18 protein-coding genes are annotated in these 16,537 nt (G+C 37.3%); 1 reads left to right on the forward strand and 17 read right to left on the reverse strand.

Annotation, left to right across the window (positions count from 1 at the left end; all coding sequences use genetic code 11):
* Nucleotide 1 precedes the first annotated feature (1 nt).
* From MKY09_RS10975 to MKY09_RS11000, 6 genes are all read right to left on the reverse strand, one after another.
* On the reverse strand, nt 2–1,663 hold the full coding sequence (locus MKY09_RS10975; RefSeq protein ID WP_342566630.1) for a cytochrome c biogenesis protein ResB: 1,662 nt from the start codon (nt 1,661–1,663) through the stop codon (nt 2–4).
* Between the two features lie 13 nt (nt 1,664–1,676).
* On the reverse strand, nt 1,677–2,213 hold the full coding sequence (gene resA, locus MKY09_RS10980; RefSeq protein ID WP_169361306.1) for a thiol-disulfide oxidoreductase ResA: 537 nt from the start codon (nt 2,211–2,213) through the stop codon (nt 1,677–1,679).
* A gap of 98 nt (nt 2,214–2,311) precedes the next feature.
* On the reverse strand, nt 2,312–3,046 hold the full coding sequence (locus MKY09_RS10985; protein ID WP_342566631.1) for a pseudouridine synthase: 735 nt from the start codon (nt 3,044–3,046) through the stop codon (nt 2,312–2,314).
* 99 nt (nt 3,047–3,145) lie between these two features.
* The gene (locus tag MKY09_RS10990) at nt 3,146–4,108 is read right to left on the reverse strand and encodes a D-alanyl-D-alanine carboxypeptidase family protein (protein WP_169361308.1); all 963 of its coding nucleotides are present in this window, start codon (nt 4,106–4,108) and stop codon (nt 3,146–3,148) included.
* A gap of 53 nt (nt 4,109–4,161) precedes the next feature.
* The gene (gene scpB, locus MKY09_RS10995) at nt 4,162–4,740 is read right to left on the reverse strand and encodes an SMC-Scp complex subunit ScpB (protein ID WP_169361309.1); all 579 of its coding nucleotides are present in this window, start codon (nt 4,738–4,740) and stop codon (nt 4,162–4,164) included.
* Nucleotides 4,721–5,491 (reverse strand): segregation/condensation protein A, encoded by a 771-nt coding sequence (locus tag MKY09_RS11000; RefSeq protein WP_169361310.1) that lies wholly within the window; start codon nt 5,489–5,491, stop codon nt 4,721–4,723. The genes scpB and MKY09_RS11000 overlap by 20 nt, the downstream gene beginning before the upstream one ends.
* Before the next feature lie 54 nt (nt 5,492–5,545).
* On the opposite strand from MKY09_RS11000, the gene MKY09_RS11005 reads away from it, so the two are divergent.
* Nucleotides 5,546–6,049 (forward strand): DUF309 domain-containing protein, encoded by a 504-nt coding sequence (locus MKY09_RS11005; protein ID WP_169361311.1) that lies wholly within the window; start codon nt 5,546–5,548, stop codon nt 6,047–6,049.
* Between the two features lie 2 nt (nt 6,050–6,051).
* Here the strand turns inward: MKY09_RS11005 and MKY09_RS11010 are convergent, their stop codons facing one another.
* The 11 genes from MKY09_RS11010 to MKY09_RS11060 form a co-directional block, all read right to left on the reverse strand.
* Nucleotides 6,052–6,411 carry a GNAT family N-acetyltransferase gene (locus MKY09_RS11010; RefSeq protein ID WP_169361312.1) on the reverse strand — a complete coding sequence of 120 codons (360 nt, stop codon included), beginning with the start codon at nt 6,409–6,411 and terminating at the stop codon, nt 6,052–6,054.
* A 164-nt stretch (nt 6,412–6,575) separates the two neighbouring features.
* The gene (lysA, locus tag MKY09_RS11015) at nt 6,576–7,898 is read right to left on the reverse strand and encodes a diaminopimelate decarboxylase (protein ID WP_169361313.1); all 1,323 of its coding nucleotides are present in this window, start codon (nt 7,896–7,898) and stop codon (nt 6,576–6,578) included.
* 66 nt (nt 7,899–7,964) lie between these two features.
* Nucleotides 7,965–9,410: a spore germination protein gene (locus MKY09_RS11020; protein ID WP_342568234.1), complete on the reverse strand. Its 1,446-nt coding sequence runs from the start codon at nt 9,408–9,410 to the stop codon at nt 7,965–7,967.
* A 2-nt stretch (nt 9,411–9,412) separates the two neighbouring features.
* On the reverse strand, nt 9,413–10,198 hold the full coding sequence (locus tag MKY09_RS11025; RefSeq protein ID WP_169361314.1) for a SigF/SigG family RNA polymerase sporulation sigma factor: 786 nt from the start codon (nt 10,196–10,198) through the stop codon (nt 9,413–9,415).
* Nucleotides 10,198–10,644 (reverse strand): anti-sigma F factor, encoded by a 447-nt coding sequence (spoIIAB, locus tag MKY09_RS11030; protein ID WP_169361315.1) that lies wholly within the window; start codon nt 10,642–10,644, stop codon nt 10,198–10,200. The genes MKY09_RS11025 and spoIIAB overlap by 1 nt, the downstream gene beginning before the upstream one ends.
* A complete protein-coding gene (locus MKY09_RS11035; RefSeq protein WP_169361316.1) occupies nt 10,634–10,990 on the reverse strand; it encodes an anti-sigma factor antagonist in 357 nt (118 codons plus the stop codon). Before MKY09_RS11035 ends, spoIIAB begins: the two co-directional genes overlap by 11 nt.
* Nucleotides 10,991–11,722: 732 nt before the next feature.
* Nucleotides 11,723–12,148, reverse strand: a complete 426-nt coding sequence (locus tag MKY09_RS11040; protein WP_342568235.1) for a VOC family protein — start codon at nt 12,146–12,148, stop codon at nt 11,723–11,725.
* Nucleotides 12,149–12,526: 378 nt separating this feature from the next.
* Nucleotides 12,527–13,831, reverse strand: coding sequence for a pyrimidine-nucleoside phosphorylase (locus tag MKY09_RS11045; RefSeq protein WP_342560669.1), 1,305 nt, complete (start codon nt 13,829–13,831; stop codon nt 12,527–12,529).
* A 15-nt stretch (nt 13,832–13,846) separates the two neighbouring features.
* Nucleotides 13,847–15,025, reverse strand: a complete 1,179-nt coding sequence (gene deoB, locus MKY09_RS11050; protein WP_342560668.1) for a phosphopentomutase — start codon at nt 15,023–15,025, stop codon at nt 13,847–13,849.
* A 72-nt stretch (nt 15,026–15,097) separates the two neighbouring features.
* Nucleotides 15,098–15,997 (reverse strand): site-specific tyrosine recombinase XerD, encoded by a 900-nt coding sequence (xerD, locus tag MKY09_RS11055; RefSeq protein ID WP_342560667.1) that lies wholly within the window; start codon nt 15,995–15,997, stop codon nt 15,098–15,100.
* 68 nt (nt 15,998–16,065) lie between these two features.
* Complete coding sequence (locus MKY09_RS11060) at nt 16,066–16,506, reverse strand: Fur family transcriptional regulator (RefSeq protein ID WP_169360826.1); 441 nt, start codon at nt 16,504–16,506, stop codon at nt 16,066–16,068.
* Nucleotides 16,507–16,537 lie beyond the last annotated feature (31 nt).

Here is a 16,537-nt window from a genome sequence, read left to right on the forward strand (position 1 = left end):
CTTATTTTTCCCCTTCCTGTATTTCCTCTTTTTCTAGTTTTGTATCTAGATCTTGTTGGTCCTCATATGGTGGAATGTTGGTTACCTTTGATACTTCATCGATATCCTTTTTCACACTCATCCAGTTTTTGTTTGTATGAGCCGCAACAACCATTTTTCCATCCTCTAGATACTGAAGCCAAATTCGGCGATGATTCCAGTATGACCCTTGTGCAACACCAATCATGAAAATCAATCCACCAAGCATAAGAATAGGAAGTGTTAAATCTTTTCGGATTGTAAGACCTGACATATCTCTAGTTTCTACACTTTCAAATTTAACTTTATGAGCTGTCTCACCTAAAGGCTCTAATGTATTTTGAATCATGACAAAGCTAGATTCTCCCTTAGGAAATTCCGGGCTATACATTTTCATTAAAAATGCTGGATTTTTTGGTTCAGGCGTCTCTGATTGTGGTTCTCCGTCTATAAATCCAGAGAAATTAGCGTAATAATCCACAATTTCTACTTTGTACCCGTCATTTAACTCGTACATACTTTGAGGATTTGATAATTCAACCGTAAACTGACCATGGTTAGTACCAGTTTCCTTATCCTCTAAATGGAAGGTCATAGACTTTAATTCATTAAGACGGAAATCCATTTGGAACACAGAAAAATTATCAAATTTCAAAGGTTCATTAACTTGAATGGATTCTTCTTTTACTAGCTTTAAATCTTCCGGATGTCCAGCAATTGCATCGTCAGGACCTTTATACAAAGCAATATCTGTTTGATAGTTTTTCGCGATTGAACCAACCCTATCCAAGGCTTCTCCAAAAACTTCCTCAGATTCTTCTTTTGTATAAGTCTCATATATGAACTGCTTACTTTCTAAGAAATATCCATCTGTTTGTGGGATATAGAGCGTCTCTCCTTCTCTGATCCACATTGTTTCATCGACATAGAAGCCTGGAATAGCACGCATCATAACACCCAATAAGAAAAGGATTAGACCTAAATGGTTAACATACGGGCCCCACCTAGAAAATCGGCCTTTTTCTGCCAGAATTGCATTTCCTTCTCTTTTCACATTATACTTTAATGCTTTTAGCTTCTCTTCCGCTTTCTCAAGCGATTCTACAGGAGATTCAACTTCTCCCTCACCATAAACACGTTGACGTTTTAAGAAGCTCACATGTCTTTTTGTTTTTTGCCTTTTGAGAGATTTATAAAGTGGAATTACTCGGTCTAAACTTGCAATTACTAGAGAAATCCCTAGCATTCCAACTAATGTTTGGAACCACCATGAGCTATAAAGATCAGAAAGACCTAATTCATAGTAGAGTGTGCCGAACCACCCATAAACTCGTTCATAGTAGGCAGCAATATCTTCTTCTCTTGTGGCAGGAACATAGAAAACCTGTGGCAAAATTGTTCCTATCGCAGCTGCGACTAAGATAGCAACTATTATCCACATCCCTACTTTCACACTAGAAAAGAAGTTCCAAATTTTATCAATGATTGTTTTGTTATAGGTTTGAGAACGTCTTGCGGACCCTTCATACCTCATATCAACAAGCTTTTGATCTTTCGAATGTTGACTTAACGGTCGTCCACAGCTTTCACAAAGCTCTGTACCTGCAGGGTTGACGTGCCCACATTTACAAACTATCTTGTCCATCTAAAAGACTCCTTTAGGAAGGTTTGATTTGTTCCATGTAATCAGCAATATCTTGCTCGGTCATCTCACCTTTAATAATCTTTTCGATCTTACCTTCCGGGCTAATCAAAAAGGTCGTTGGTAGTGGATCAATATTATAGGAATCCAACAAGCTTTTATTACGATCGATCGCAATTGGGAATGTTAAACCATATTGGTTAGCAAAACGGTTTACCTTCAAATCTGATTCTCCCACATTAATGGCTAAGGTTTGAACACCTTGTTCTTTGTAAATGTTAAATTGGTTGTCCATAGCTGGCATTTCTTTAGCACATGGTTTACACCAAGTTCCCCAGAAATTTAAGAAGATTCCCTGCCCTTCATAGTCAGACAGTTTATGCTGTTCTCCATTCATATCCACTACTTGGAAATTCGGTGCTTTATCGCCGACTTTGAGAACTGCATTTTTTTCTTTCGTCACGTTAGAGAAAATTGTAAAAACAATTGCTAGTGTAAGTACTACCAAAATAACTGCTCTTATGTAAAAACGTTTTTGTTTGGATTGAGCCACCTTTTATTTCCTCCATTCCATGCATTGCCGACAATATTATACCAAATATAATGTCCAATTTGAGAAGGACATATGAAGGCTTTGTGAACTTTTCATTGCTATTTACCTATTTTCCCTGTTTCTGCCAGTACTCTAAGCTGTTTAATCTCATGAGTTGTTAATTCTCTCCACTCTCCTGCGTTCAAACCGTGTAGAGTTAAGAAACCAAATCGTTCTCTTTTTAATTTTTGTACAGGGAAGCCAATTGCATCAAACATACGACGTACTTGACGGTTTTTGCCCTCATGGATCGTAATTTCAACAATTGATTTATTTGCTTTCTTTTCAGAAGATAGAAGCTTAACTTTTGCAGGAGCTGTCTTACCATCCTCTAAAACGACACCTCTCTCAAGCGGTCTTAGTTGCTCGCGTAAAGGTATACCTTTAAGTCGCGCGACATAAGTCTTGTCCACCTTGAACTTTGGATGTGTAAGTGCATAAGAAAAATCTCCATCATTTGTTAAGAGCAATAAACCTGAAGTTTCATAATCTAATCTACCTACTGGGTATAATCTTTCCGTTACATGAGGGAGTAAATCGGTAACAGTCTTTCTACCTTTGTCATCGCTAACGGCTGAGATAACACCTCTTGGCTTGTAAAGTAAGAAATATTTCTTTTGTTCTTTCTCTAATTTGACACCTTCTACTTCAACTGTATCTGAATCAGAGACCTTAGTACCTAATTCCTTAATTACTTTCCCATTGACCATTACTTTTCCTTCTAAAATTAACTCTTCTGCTTTTCTACGTGAAGCAACACCTGCGTGTGCTAAAACTTTTTGTAATCTTTCCAAGTAATCCACCTCGTCCATTCTTCATACATGAGTGAATTATGTCACACTTTTGCAGAAAATAAAAGAAGACAGTCTTTTAGAAAAACTGTCTTCTCCAAATTATTTGACTTTCTTGACGTTAAATTCTAGCGCAACATCTTTATCAATCATTACCTTCCAAAGAAAAGGCTTCTTTTCCTTGTTGTTTCTCGGGATAATGAGTACATTATTTAGCTTCTCTTCTTCTTCCTTGTTCAAAAGTAAATAGTAGTCCTTTTTAACCTCTATAACATCTTTTTGAAAAAGCTCGTATTTCCCTTTTTCAACTACTTGAACCATCGAATAGTTTTGGAATATTTGCTCTGCAAGAGAAACATGAGTGTTCCAATCATTTGAATGATTCAATGTTACCACAATTACTTCTTTATCCTTGTCTTTCAAGTATGTTACAAGCGTTCTTCCAGCTCTTTTCGTATAACCTGTTTTACCGGCAACGGTATATTCGTTGAAATGCATAAGTTTATGCTTATTTCTCCATTTGATAGAACGTTCCTTTGGAACAAAGTTCTTAGCAGATGCGATTTTCATAAAATCTTCATTTTGCAAAGCAAGTCGGAACATATTAGCCATGTCTTGAGCCGAAGCATAGTGTTCATCATTATGAAGACCCGAAGGATTCGTAAAATGAGAGTTTTCTAAACCAGCTAATTGAAACTTTTCGTTCATCAGTTTCACAAAACCTTCTAAGGAACCTCCAGTATGCTCTGCTAATGCATAAGCTGCATCATTGCCTGATTGAAGCATTAGTCCATGCAGCAAGGAATTAACAGTCCAAACCTCTCCTGGCTGCAAATAGAGAGAGGATCCTTCTTGAGCCGCAGCTACCGAAGAAATCGTAATTTCTTCATCAAGAGTTGCATTGTCCAACACCGTCAATGCTGTCCATACCTTTGTAAGACTAGCAATAGGAAGCTCTACCTCTGCATTATTTCCTAGCAACAATCTCCCTGTCTTAGCATCAATCACAGCATAAGATGAAGATACGGCTTGTGCACTTCCAATATTAACAAACAGGAAAAACAAAATTAGTATAAGCGCTTTTTTATAAATGGAAAATACTCCTTTTTCATTTATTTCTATCCTTCAAATGCTTCTTGGAACTTGGTCATAAATAAATCTGTGTCTTCCATGTCTTCTACCTCTACTTCTTCAGGTAATGGAGGTAGTGCACTGATATCCTTTAATCCAAAGTATTGAAGGAATTCCTGTGTAGTTCCATACAAGATAGCCCTACCTGTCCCTTCTGCACGTCCAACTTCTTGAACTAGTCCTTTTGCAGCTAATGTATGTATTGGCCGTTCTGATTTCACACCACGGATATCCTCTATTTCTACTCGAGTAATTGGCTGCTTATATGCAATAATAGCCAAAACCTCAAGCGATGCCTGAGAAAGAGACTGGGCAGTTGGATTTTCCACTAGCTTTTGAATACAATCTATATTTTCTTCCTTTGTAACGAGTTGGTATGTTCCAGCGAGCTGCTTTAGCTGGATGCCTCTGTCCTCTGTATCCTCATACTCCATCATCAACAAATCTAAAGCCTCGGCTATTTGGTTTTCTTCAGTATCTGTTAAGAATGACAGTTGCTTTTTAGTTAAACCGTCCTCCCCACTTACAAATAGTAGACTTTCTATTTTACTCTTTAATTTCTTCATATATTTCAATTTCCTTTCCTAATTGAACAAACAAATCTTCAAAATTACTCTTTTGCTCAACCAAAACCGCCTGACGCTTCATTAGCTCCAATAACGCTAAAAAGGTCGTAACAATAGTGTTTTTGTCTCTTGTTGGAAAGAGCTCATAAAATGATAGTCTTCCATTATGCTTTTTTAAAGTAGTAATCACGTTAGTCATAGACTCCCTAATGGAGATCTCTTGCTTGCTCACTTTAGTATGTAGAGGAGCATTAAGCTGCTTTCTTCTCAACATTTTTTGAAAGGCTCCAAGCATATCGTAAACATTTACATCGAGCTCAAACAAAGCTAACTGCTGATTACTTTGGTAACCACTTAAGTCTGCCGGCGGTCTCGTATAAAATAGATTACGAGTTTCTTCTAACTCCTGCAGATTACTCGCGGCTTCCTTATATTTCTTATACTCTATTAATTTTAATACTAGCTCATCTCTCGGGTCGTCTAAATTAATATCAAAATCATCCTCCATATCATCGTCCTGATGAATTGGAAGAAGCATTTTACTTTTAATAGACAGCAACGTAGCAGCCATCACTAAGTATTCACTTGCTTCATTTAACTCGAGAACTCGCATTGCATGGATATGTTCCATGTACTGTGTAGTGATCTCAGCCATTTTGATATCGTATATATCTATTTCCAAACGATTTATTAAATGTAATAATAAATCGAGTGGACCTTCGAATGCTTCTGTTTTTACTTCGTAAGACATAAAACTCCACCTAATATTGATTTTAAACATAATTATAGAGGAAAGGTGATTGGAATGCACCCTACATTCGATTCTAAATTTGTTCATTTTATAACAGAATTTAACGAGACTAAAGATTATTTTGAATGCCACGAACTATTAGAAGACTATTGGAAGGAAGTTTCCCCACGACAAAAGGTACATCCTTTAGCCGCACTCATTCTACTTTCCACTTCTATGTACCACTGGCGACGTGGTAACTTTCAAGGCGCTTCTAAGACCATGAAAAGCAGTATTAAACGTATGAAAGAAACAATACAATCTCCCTTCTTCGAAACTTTAAATACAGAACAGTTACTAAAAGATGCCACCCAAGCCTATCAATCTATTCAGCTTCATAAGCCTTTTACAGCATTTCAAATTGGCATCCAAAATGATTCACTGCTTACCCTCACCAAGGAGGTAACCTTATCAAAAGATATAGATCAACATTTTCTTATTCATAAACATATGCTTAGAGACCGCTCTGAAATACTTGAAGAACGAGAAAAAAAGAAAAAAAGAAGAGATGACCTATAGGGTCAGTTCTCTTCTTTTTCTTTATGACATTTTACAAAGAAAGCTTTGATCTCTTCCGTTGACCTAATATTAGTCGTTTGTAAAACATTAGATAGGGCTAGAATCATATTCTTGCCAATCCCCTCTCCTCGGTGAGAAGGATTAACAGAAATATGTTGGATGATTGCATCTGTTTCCACCATTCGAACTCCAATAATGCCGACGACATCCTCCATCTTTTTCCAAACGAATAAGTGCCAATCAGGATTAGATTCGTATTCATGAATCGTTTCTAATAGTTTTTTGACATCTTTTTCATTGGGCATAAAAGATAAGAGACCCATAGAAATTTTTTCATAAGCTTTTTTATAACGAAATAACATGTTTAAGACCCTCTTTTAATTTCTTTAAAGAACTTTACTACTTTTTATATTATTTGTCCAATTATACATTACCATTTGGGGCAATAAATAGCCAATATGCTACTCCCCAAATTATTCCGGTTAAAAATAAAATTAGAAACAATATAACATTTATCTTTTTCAAATTAGTCTCTTCCTTTCTCTATATGATAAGGAAGGTCGAGGCGTATAAGGTCTTCCAATGTTTCTCGTTTTACAGCCAATTGGTGCTGACCATTCTCAACGAATACTACTGCCGGTTTTGCCATACGATTGTAATTACTTGCCATTGAATAACCATATGCTCCTGTACAGAACACTGCTAAAATATCACCTGGTTCAGCTTTCGGTAATGAAATATGCTCAATAAGCTTATCCCCAGACTCACAGCATTTACCAGCAATTGTATAGTCAACCTTTTTAGGTGTTCCCATTTTGTTGGCAATCGCCGCATCATACTCTGCTCCATATAATGCTGGGCGAATATTATCCGACATGCCCCCATCGACTGCTAAATAGTTCCGAATTTCCGGTACTTCTTTTTCAGAGCCAATGGTATAAAGGGAGGTTCCCGAATCACCAACTAGTGAACGACCTGGCTCAATCCAAATTTCTGGCATCTCTAAGTTAGCATTTGCTACTAATTGTTTGACAGCACTAATCATTTCCTTCACATAAGTAGAAGGTTCCAGTGGAGTGTCTTGCTCGGTATACTTAATGCCGAAGCCACCACCAAGATTTAATACTTTGCAGGCATAGCCAAACGCGTTATCCCATTCAATCATTTTAGTGATAAGCTTTTCTGCTGCCAGCTTAAAACCAACTGTTTCAAAAATTTGAGAACCAATATGACAATGCAATCCTAACAATTCTATAAATTCTTCTTTATAAACTTGTTGAAATGCTTGATCAGCTTGTCCATTCATTAAGTCAAAACCAAATTTAGAGTCCTGTTGACCAGTTGTAATATAATCATGGGTATGAGCCTCTACTCCTGGAGTAACTCTTAGTAATATTTTTACTTTTTGGTTTAGCTTTGTAGTTAAACTTTTTAGCAATTCAATCTCGTAAAAGTTGTCCACGACTATACAGCCAATCTTATGCTCCATTGCCAACATTAATTCATCAACACTTTTGTTATTACCATGAAAATGTATTCGTTCTGGAGGATATCCCGCTTGTATTGCTGTATATAGTTCTCCTGCTGATACAACATCTAAGGACAAGCCTTCTTGCTCAATAACTTGGTACATTGCAATGCAAGAGAAGGCTTTACTTGCATAAGCTACCTGAGCACCTATATTTTCTTCCTGGAAAGTAGCTAAAAAGGCTCTTGCTCTTGATCTGATAAGAGACAAATCATATACAAATAGCGGAGTTCCATATGTTTTAGTAAGTTCTAATGAGTCAATACCGCCTATCAACAGGTGGCCTTTTTCATTCACATTATGCTCTGATACCATTACCATGTATCCTCGCCTCTTTTCCTCATTTTCTATATGAACTTTACCATATTGAATATGAGGAATGCAATGCTATTTGGAACGATCTCGAACAGGTGATCGTGTAATGAAAGGTCTCTTCGCATTAGTTGGCATCGGAAAACGAATAATAATACGAGCAAACGCTCTCGGATAAAAAGGTATTAATGGCCACAAATAAGGTACATTTAATGGCTTTAAGCTACATATATACCATACTAAACACACTGTTGCGATAAACAGTCCATTAGCCCCAAAAGCAGCTGCGCTAAGCAATAGGAACATCCTAAATATTTTAGTAGCAATACTTAGTTCATAGGACGGAATAGCAAACGTAAATATAGCTGTTATAGCTGTATATAAAATAACTTCTGCTACGAATAGCCCTACATCAACAGCCATCTGTCCGATGACTAAAGCCGCTATAATTCCCATTGCTGTAGATAAAGGAGTAGGGGTGTGAATGGCGGCTAGCCTTAAAAACTCTATTCCGATATCGGCAAATATCAATTGAAGTAAAAGTGGTATCTCACTTGTTTCATTAGGTCCTAAGAAATCTAAGGCTTTCGGTAGATAATCGGTATTTTTAGCCATTAAATACCAAAATGGCAATAAGAATAAACTGAAGAAAACTCCAAAAAAACGAATAGATCTTACTAAGGTTCCGATTGCTGGAGCTTGTCTATACTCCTCAGCATGTTGTAAGTGATGGAATAGGGTTGTAGGGACAATAATAACAGATGGAGAGGTATCTACAACAAGCAAAATATGACCTTCAAGTAAATGAGCTGCTGCTATATCCGGCCTTTCGGTAAACCGAACAAAAGGCACTGGATGAAAGCCCTGCACGAATAACCATTCCTCTAGTGCTTTATCACTCATTGTAAATCCATCATGCTTGATTTTTTTTAAACGCTTCCGAATGAGTTCTAGATTTTCTTCGTTCGCCACTCCTTTAATATAGGAAATCGCGATATCCATTTTACTCATCGAGGAAATTTGATGTAGTTCGAAACGGAGGTTGGTATCTCTTATTCGTCTACGAATAAGTGCGGTGTTTAAAACAATGTTCTCCGTAAAACCATCCCGAGATCCACGTACCACTTTTTCATTGTCTGGCTCCTCGGGTGTTCTACCGGGGTAACTTCGTACATCTACCGTATAAACTGATCCATTTTCCAAAATGAACGTCACTTGGCCACTTAGTAGTGCCGAAATCCACTTTTCTTTTGAGTCATATTGCGTGATCGAGTAGTAAGGAAAATAGTGATTCATGATTTCATTTTGAGAAACATCCTCTTCTGGAGGATTCTTCATAGTCCCCGTCATTAAATCTGTTAATGTCGGTCCATCAATGAGACCATTAATGTAAACAAGTAATACCGGGAATTTAAACAAGTGGGTATGAAGGAGTCCAAAATCATAGGACTCGTTCTCCCCAAACTTTTCTTTTAAATACGCTTCTGCCTCGGTCATATCCTTAAATAGTGTCTTCGTAATAATCACCTATCTCTAGCTTTTGTATTAGCAGTACTGCCTACAGGTACCAACCAGCTCTTTAACTGTGTCAAAATTTTCTTTTCTAGTCTCGACACTTGAACTTGGGATATCCCTAACCTTTCGGCAATATCACTTTGAGTACAGTCTAGGTAATAACGCAGATAAATAATCATCTGTTCTCGTTTTTCTAATTTTTCTACTAGTTCTCTTAGTGGGATATGATCGAATGACTTTTCTGAACGTTCATCTTTCATTTGGTCCATCAAAGTCAAAGCATCTCCACTGTCATTTTCATAGAGTTGCTCCTGCAAGGAAGCTGGATCTCTAAGAGCGTCGGTCGCCATGACAATATCCTCTCTAGAAACTTCTAAAATACTTGCTAGCTCCAAAATGGTTGGCTGCCGCTCATGCGTTTTAAGAAAGTCATCCGTTGCGTGACGAATTTTAAAGTTCAACTCCCTAATGGAACGACTAATTTTGACCATTCCATCATCTCGAAGAAATCTCTGAATTTCTCCAATAATCATAGGAACAGCATACGTTGAAAACTTCACTTCATAGGACAAGTCAAATTTATCAACCGATTTCATAAGACCAATACATCCAATTTGAAATAAGTCCTCTAGGTCCGCCCCCCTAGAAGCAAAACGCTGAACAATAGACCAAACCAATCTTGTATTTCCTTCTATCATTTGTTGTCTGGCGAACTTGTCACCCTCTTGTGACAGGGCTATTAGCTCTCTCATCTTCTCCTGGGTCAGTAAAATTGTTGGCTTATTGTTCATCATTAGACGGTCCTAACTGATTCTTGAATTGGTACAAATTTCTTTGTGATGGTTACGGTTGTCCCCCTATCAGGAATGGAGTATATATCCACATCATCACTGAAGCTTTCCATTATAGTAAAGCCCATACCAGAACGTTCCTGCTCAGGCTTGGTTGTATATAAAGGTTCTCTTGCCTGGGTGACATCTTTTATGCCACGACCATAATCTACAATAGAAACGACTATCTCTCTTCCACTACGTTGCGCATGTATTTCGATTTTTCCTACGCCATCCTCTTCATAACCGTGCACAATAGCATTAGTTACTGCTTCCGAGATAACTGTCTTAAACTCTGACAGCTCCTCAATTGTTGGGTCGATCGCAGATATAAAACTGGACATCACCATTCTTGCTAATGCTTCATTCTCACTTTTGGCAATAAAAGATAATGTAATTTCATTGTCCATAAACTATTCCCCCTAACTTTGAAATTATTTCAATTTCTGATTCGCTGTAAATGTATGGGCTTAAACCTGCAAACTGAAAAATTTTGCGCATAGTTGGTGATGGATTAACGATGATGGTTTGACCATCAATTGGAGCTAACTCTCGCATTCTACCTAGAATGAGTCCAATACCTGAGCTATCCATGAAATTTAAATCTTTTAAATTCCAAACAAGAACCTTAATAGAGCCATTCTTAATCATTGGTACTATCTCATTTCTTATTTCTGTCGTGCTATGATGGTCTAGCTCACCTTTCAATCGAATAATAACAATTTCGTCTCCTACTTTTTCAACATCGTGTTTCATAAAATCGCCTCCTCATAAAACGCAATTCCACATAGAATTCTATAATCCTTTGCAAATGACAAAAGTAGAAGAAATCATCGCAATTTAGAAGATTTTCGACAAAAGGTCTATACACATCAAGTATGGGTAAATTAAACATTTTTTAAACAATAAAAAGACAGCAATTTAAGATATTTTTAAATCTTAGATTGCTGCTTATATGATTCAATTTTATTTTGCTATTTTTAAAGAAAAATTAGGCCAGAATAAGGGCATGTTATGCTATTTAATCTATACAGTAGAATTGATTTTCGTTTTCGGCGGGGTGAGCGATGAAAAACAGAAATAATAAAAAGAAAAATGTAAATCATCTGCTTTTTAAAGAGGAAAGTAGAATTGATTTCCGCACCAGCCGGACGCTTTCCGTGGGGTGAGTGATAAGCCATCACCCATCGCTTGCGCGCGTGGTTGTGATGTCTTATCTAGCTCACTCATCCCACAGGAATCGCCGCCTTCCGCTTCAATCAACAGGGAAATATGCTTGTATGGGATTGGTAAATCACTAATTTATGAAAGTTATTCTAAAAAATATAAATGAATGAATGAAAAAATTATCTTCTTCTCAAAATAAGCTGCAGGGGTTAAATGAGCTCAAGGTGATTGACTTACAATTAACTTTTGACCATTCAAGGTAAATACATAAATTATCATCTAGAAGAAAATGGCTATGTTAAATAATTCATGTCGTAATTTTTAGTGGATAATCTTTTCAGTACATGTAATTTCTATTGTATTATTCATAGGGTCTAAAATAGGAAAACTCCAATATCCCTTCCATATGGGCTTATTGTAATATTTTGTTATATCATTTTTTAATACAGAATTTACAATTTTTTTATAATTATCTTTATCACATTCTAACGACCAACCTATCCTTGGTTCTGTTCCACCTTTCCATCCTGGTTGAATGGAAAACTTGCTTGATGGTGGGTTAAATTCTTCATTGTAATCAATACTTAATTGGTGTTCACCAATTTTAAAAGCTATGGAACCTTTATCATCCCATATGAGTATTAACTGAAGTATGTCTGAGTAAAACCACTTCATTTTCTCCAAGTCGTTACAAAATATATATGTAAATCCCCATCGCTTTGCTATAATTACCCCCCGTTCTATTATCGTTCCTTTTCCACTAAGCTGTCCATTTAGTAAATAGGTTCAACAAAAGGGGTATTAATCCCTTCTTGGAAGACCGAAATCCAGACTAAATGAAATAAGGGGAGTATCTATTTTCCATTAAAACCTTTTCAAACTCACCTCGAAATACCGCCTAATATCAATAACGTTAAGCATTCTATTATATAATTCTTCAACTCTACAATCAGCGTCAACTTCTTTCATAACAGCGACAGAATCTAGGCGCATCAAAGTTTCACTCCCCTGTAGTTCAACCGATGAATCCATCAAGAAGGAGAGCGGTAAAGACAAATAAGACCCTGAAAACCTTACGTTAGTAAAGTTATCAGGGTCTTATCAATTTCGAGAAAGATTTTAGTGTTATTCTGTTATTACTTCATAAATTAAAGGCGGTGCATCTTTTTGTGCAGCTTCAATTTGGATGTTTTTGTGTAATTTATTGATAACATCTTGGATATCTTCAGAGTTAGCATGGATGGTAGCTAGTGATTCGCCTTTTTCTACACGATCTCCTACCTTTTTGTTAAGGATAATTCCTACTGCTAAATCGATTTCTGACTCTTTCGTTGCTCTTCCAGCTCCTAGTAACATAGCTGCAGTACCAATTTCGTCCGCTTCCATATAAGTTACGTAGCCTGCTTCCTTAGCAGTTAATTCTGTAACAAAAGCAGCTTTAGGTAGCAAATTAGTGTTATCGACTACATTTTCATTTCCGCCTTGCCATTTGATGAATTGCTTGAAGATTTCTAAAGCAGATCCATCGTCGATTACCTTTTTCAGCATTGCTCGAGCTTCTTCTAACGTCTCTGCTTTTTCTCCAACGACAACCATTTGACTACCTAAAGTTAAGCACAGTTCCGTTAAATCCTCTGGGCCATTTCCTTTAAGCGTATCTATCGCTTCCTGTACCTCTAGAGCGTTTCCGATTGCTCGGCCTAGTGGTTGACTCATGTCAGAAATAATTGCCATTGTTTGACGTCCAACACTATTACCGATTTGCACCATAGCTTTTGCTAGCTTGCGAGCATCTTCAGCCGTTTTCATGAATGCTCCATCACCAGTTTTAACGTCAAGCACAATTGCACCAGCACCTGCTGCAATTTTTTTACTCATTATAGAGCTTGCAATAAGCGGAATGCTATTAACTGTTGACGTTACATCTCTAAGTGCATACAGTTTTTTATCTGCTGGAGTCAAGTTACCGCTTTGACCGATTACAGCCACTTTTATTTCATTTACTTGTTTTACAAATTGCTCAGAAGATAATTCTACATGGAAGCCTTCAATTGCTTCTAGCTTGTCTATTGTTCCACCAGTGTGACCTAAACCGCGTCCACTCATTTTTGCTACTGGAACGCCACAAGCAGCTACTAGAGGTCCTAAAACTAAAGTAGTTGTGTCGCCTACCCCACCAGTAGAATGCTTATCAACTTTTACACCCTCGATCGCTGATAGGTCAATTTGTTCTCCTGAGTTAACCATAGCCATCGTTAGGTTGGCACGTTCCTCATCATTCATATCTTTGAAGTAGATTGCCATTAGTAATGCACTAGCTTGATAATCAGGAATAGAACCGTTTGTATAGCCATCAATAAAGAAACTAATTTCCTCTTTTGTTAGAGCATGGCCATCTCTTTTCTTTTCAATAATGTCATTCATTCTCATTTTCATACACGTCCTTTATTTTAATAAAGATAGGAAGCTTTCACCAAATGCAGTTGGCTTTACATCAAAGTTATCTGCAATTGTTGCTCCTATATCTGCAAATGTCATACGTAAAGGCAATTCTTTAATTTCTGTAAATCTAGGTGAATAAACAGTTAATGGAACAAATTCACGCGTGTGGTCTGTTCCTGGCATTGTAGGGTCGTTTCCGTGATCAGCTGTAATGATTAATAAATCATCACTTGTTAGCTTAGGAAGCGCTTCCTTCAAGCGAGCATCGAACTCTTCTAGAGCCTTACCGTAGCCAATTGGATCTCTGCGGTGACCATATAAAGCATCGAAGTCTACTAGGTTTAAGAAACTAATACCTGTAAAGTCTTTATCCAACGTTTCGATAAATTTGTCCATGCCATCCATGTTATCTTTTGTTCTAACTGTGGAAGTAATACCTTCCCCATTAAAAATGTCATTAATTTTACCAATCGCCATTACTTCTAAACCAGCATCTTGCAATTCATTCATTGCTGTACGAGCGAACGGTTTTAGAGCATAGTCATGACGATTTGAAGTACGAACAAAGCTTCCTGGCTCTCCAATAAATGGACGTGCAATGATACGACCAACTAAAAATTCAGGAGACAACGTCAGTTCTCTTGCGATTTCACAAATTCGGTATAATTCTTCTAATGGAACCACTTCTTCGTGTGCAGCAATTTGAAGAACTGGATCAGCGGAAGTATAAACGATTATTGCTCCCGTTTTCATATGCTCTTCCCCTAGCTCGTCTAAAATCTCTGTACCACTCGCTGGCTTGTTGCCAATCACCTTACGCCCTGTTTTCTCCTCTAAAGCAGTGATAAGCTCTTCAGGAAATCCGTTTGGATATACTTTAAATGGTTTGTCGATATTTAACCCCATAATCTCCCAGTGGCCAGTCATCGTATCTTTACCGACAGAAACTTCTTGCATCTTCCCGTAATAAGCTGTTGGTTGATCTGCTGGAGCAATACCTTTAATAGCTTCAATATTTCCTAGCCCTAGCTTTTGCATTTCTGGCATTTTCAATCCATTCATTTTTTCTGCAATATGTCCAAGTGTATGTGAGCCAACGTCACCGAAGGCTGCAGCATCTGGTGCTTCACCGATTCCGACAGAGTCCATCACAATGACATGTATACGTTTAAATTTTCCCATAATTTCTACCTCCTACTTGTTCTTTATTAGTGTACCAAAAAATCTCCGAAAATAAATGTCAGACCTCTGACATTATGCACGAGGATGGTATTGTTTGTAAACTTCTTTTAATCGCTTTTTACTTACGTGGGTGTAAATCTGTGTCGTAGAGATGTCAGCATGTCCTAACATTTCCTGAACGGCTCTTAGATCTGCCCCATTCTCAATCAAGTGAGTTGCAAAAGAATGCCGTAAAATATGTGGTGTAATTTCTTTTTTAATGCCAGCAGCAAGGACATGCTTGTTTAGTAATTTCCATATTCCCTGTCTTGTTAAACGTTTCCCTCTTTGATTGATAAAAATAGCATCTGTACGTTCTTTTTTGAGTAGTGCAGGGCGTGCATGTTCGATATAATTGCTACAGGCACGCAATGCTGCTCCACCAAGTGGAATAATACGTTCCTTCCCTCCCTTACCAAACACACGGACAAATCCCATCGATAAATGTAAATCCTCTAAATTTAAATTTAGACACTCACTTATACGCATACCACTTGCATACATAAGTTCAAACATTGCGAGGTCTCTCACTCCCTGCGGCTTGGACACATCAATGCTCGCTAAAAGGGTGTTCAGCTCCTCAACTGACAAAAAGTTCGGTAGCTTCTGCTCTAGTTGAGGAAGCTCTAAATGAATAGTAGGGTCGGTTGTTGTCACTTTATCCCGCAACAAAAACTGATGAAAGGAACGGATAGACGAAATATGTCGAGAAACTGTTCGGGCTGATTTACCTTTTTCCTTTAAATCTCTTAAATGTAAAATGATATGATGCCGTTCAACGTCTGCTAAACTACTTAATTGCTGGATGTTAAATATAGACTTTAAATATTCCGTTAAATCATTTTTATAGGAAACTAATGTATTCTCTGCTAGCTGTCGTTCTATGCGGAGGAAATGCAAATAATCTTCTAAATGAAGCAGACCCTCTTTCATCAAAAAACCTCCTATTAAATAATTATGCAATTAAAAAAAGGATAGCATATTTTAGCTATCCTTTTTGGTTATTTATCTTGGCAACGATGGCAGATCCCATGGAACGTTAAACGATGATCTTTTATAATAAAATTCCATCTTTTTTCCACGATTGCCTCTACATCCTCTAGCAAGTCCTCTTGAATTTCATCCACAGCTCCGCATTCGATACATACAAGATGATGATGAAAATGTGCAGCGCCTTCTTGTCTTAAGTCATAGCGTGATACGCCATCTCCAAATTGAATTTTATCTACTACATTCAATTCATTTAATAACTCTAATGTTCGATAAACAGTCGCTAGTCCTATATCAGGTGATTTTTCTCTAACTAGTAGAAAAACATCCTCCGCACTCAAATGATCTTCTTCATTTTCAAGCAATACTCGAACTGTCGCTTCACGCTGTGGCGTCAGTTTATAGCCCGCACCAGATAATTGTTTTTTAATACGATCAATACGGCTCTCCATATGACGCCTCCTTAACTACCACTATTATAAC

Source organism: Psychrobacillus sp. FSL K6-4046, assembly GCF_038624605.1.
In the GTDB taxonomy this organism is placed as follows: domain Bacteria; phylum Bacillota; class Bacilli; order Bacillales_A; family Planococcaceae; genus Psychrobacillus.